The sequence below is a fragment of the Micromonospora sp. S4605 genome (genome assembly GCF_003176715.1).
Lineage (GTDB): Bacteria > Actinomycetota > Actinomycetes > Mycobacteriales > Micromonosporaceae > Micromonospora > Micromonospora echinaurantiaca.
Genome location: NZ_QGSW01000060.1, coordinates 1 through 1950, shown reverse-complemented (window position 1 = coordinate 1950; position 1950 = coordinate 1). Strand labels below are relative to the sequence as shown.

2 protein-coding genes are annotated in these 1950 nt (G+C 76.3%); one reads left to right on the top strand and one right to left on the bottom strand.

Features of this window, described 5'->3' with window-relative positions; genetic code table 11:
* Window positions 1-9 precede the first annotated feature (9 nt).
* Window positions 10-732, bottom strand: coding sequence for a carbonic anhydrase (locus DLJ47_RS03175; protein ID WP_109898612.1), 723 nt, complete (start codon window positions 730-732; stop codon window positions 10-12).
* A 148-nt stretch (window positions 733-880) separates the two neighbouring features.
* Here DLJ47_RS03175 and DLJ47_RS03170 point away from each other — a divergent pair, with 148 nt between their 5' ends.
* Window positions 881-1807: an alpha/beta fold hydrolase gene (locus DLJ47_RS03170; RefSeq protein WP_109898613.1), complete on the top strand. Its 927-nt coding sequence runs from the start codon at window positions 881-883 to the stop codon at window positions 1805-1807.
* Window positions 1808-1950: the final 143 nt, after the last annotated feature.

The following is a 1950-nucleotide window of genomic DNA, read 5'->3' as shown; positions in this document are numbered from 1 at the left end:
CCCCACCCCCTAACCCCGCCCATGATCAACGGGCCTGGAGCGGGTGGGGTTGAGGAGGGTCACCTGGGCGGTGGAGAGGTCGTAGAGGGCGCCGACGACGTTGACCCGGCCGGCGGCGACGGGGGCGGCCAGCAGGTCGTCGGCGCGCAGCGCGGCGACCGTGCGGAGCACGTGCCGGCGGATGGCCATGGGGTGCGCGCCCGGGTCGTCGACGCCCACCTCGTGCACCGCCGGGGCGATCTGGTCGACCAGGTGGGCCAGCGAGCCGGCCGGCCGCCGCCCGCCGCGCACCGCGTCCAGCGCCGAGGCGACCGCTCCGCACCGCTCGTGCCCGAGCACCATCACCAGCGGTACGCCCAGCTCGTCGACGACGTACTCGATCGAGCCCAGCACCGCCCGGTCCAGCACGTGCCCGCCGGTGCGGATCACGCAGATCGAGCCGAACGTCTGGTCGAAGATCGCCTCCAGCGGCACCCGCGAGTCGATGCAGCCCAGCACCACCGCGTACGGCTGCTGGTCGCCGGAGGCGCTGGCCGCGGCGGCGGTCACGTCGTGCCCGTGGATCGGCTGGCCGCTGACGAACCGCCGGTTGCCGGCCAGCAGCTCGGCCAGCGCGGCCCGCGGCGTACCGCCGGCCGGACGACCGTCCGGACCGGCACCACCGGCACCACCGGCACCACCGGCGCCACCGGCACCACCGGCACCGGTCGGGACTGCCCGCGGGGAGCGCATGTCCCCCAGCTTGCTCGGACCGACCGCCCGAGGCCGCCCGGTCGTGAATCTTTCTCTGAGTGCGGTTGGCGTGGTGTCATGACGGGTAGCCGGTGTTACCACCGGGTATCCCCGGTGTTGCGGATCCGTGCGGCCTGGGGAGGTGGCGATGCCGGAGCAGCTCGACCTACGTCTGCCCGACGACGTACGCCTGCACGTGGAGTGCACCGGGCCGGCCGACGCCGATGTCACCGTGGTGCTGCTGCACGGCTGGACGCTGGACGGGCGCAGCTGGCACCGGCAGCTCGCCGCGCTGCGCGACGGCACCGCCGGGTCGGTGCGGGTGGTCACCTACGACGCCCGCGGGCACGGCCGGTCCAGCTGCATGGCGCTGCCGACGGCCACCCTGGCCCAGCTCGGTGACGACCTGGCCGCGGTGCTGGACGAGGTGGCCCCGACCGGCCGGGTGGTGCTGGTCGGGCACTCGATGGGCGGCATGACGGTGATGGAGTACGCCCACCGGCACCCCGAGCACTTCGCCGCCCGCATCGCCGGGTTGGTGTTCGTCGCCACCACCGCCGAGGGGCACACGCACACCGTCTACGGCCTGTCGCCCCGGATCGCCCGGTTGATCCGGTTGGCCGAGACCACCGGGGCCGGCGTACTGGCCCGCTGCGGGTCCTGGCGGCCGCCACGGGCGTTGCTGCGCGCCCTGCGCCCCAGCATCCGCTGGATGCTCTTCGGTGACCGCTGCGACCCGTCCGACATCCGGCTGGTCACCTCGGCGGTGGCCCGGGCCTCGCTGCGCTCGATCGGCGGCTTCCGCGCCTCCATCGGGGCGCAGCACCGGCTGGAGACCCTCGCCGCGCTCGGCCGCCTGCCGGCCGCCGCGCTGGTCGGCGACCGGGACCGGCTCACCCCGCCGCCGTGCGCCGAATCGATCGCCGGGGCGCTGCCCGCCACCGAGCTGACCGTCTGTCCCGGCGCCGGCCACATGCTGATGATGGAACGGCCGCAGGAGGTCAACGCCGCCCTGCTCGGCGTGGTCCAGCAGGTCACGGCTCAGCCGGCGGCGCCGGTGGGGCCGGCCGGCTGAGCCCGGCCGGCGGATCGCCGGTCCGGCCGGGTGGGCGGACGGCCGACGGGTGCGCGGGCCGCCCGGTCCGGCCGGGTGGGCGGACGGCCGACGGGTGCGCGGGCCGCCCGGTCCGGCCGGGTCGGCGGGCGGTCGACGGGTCG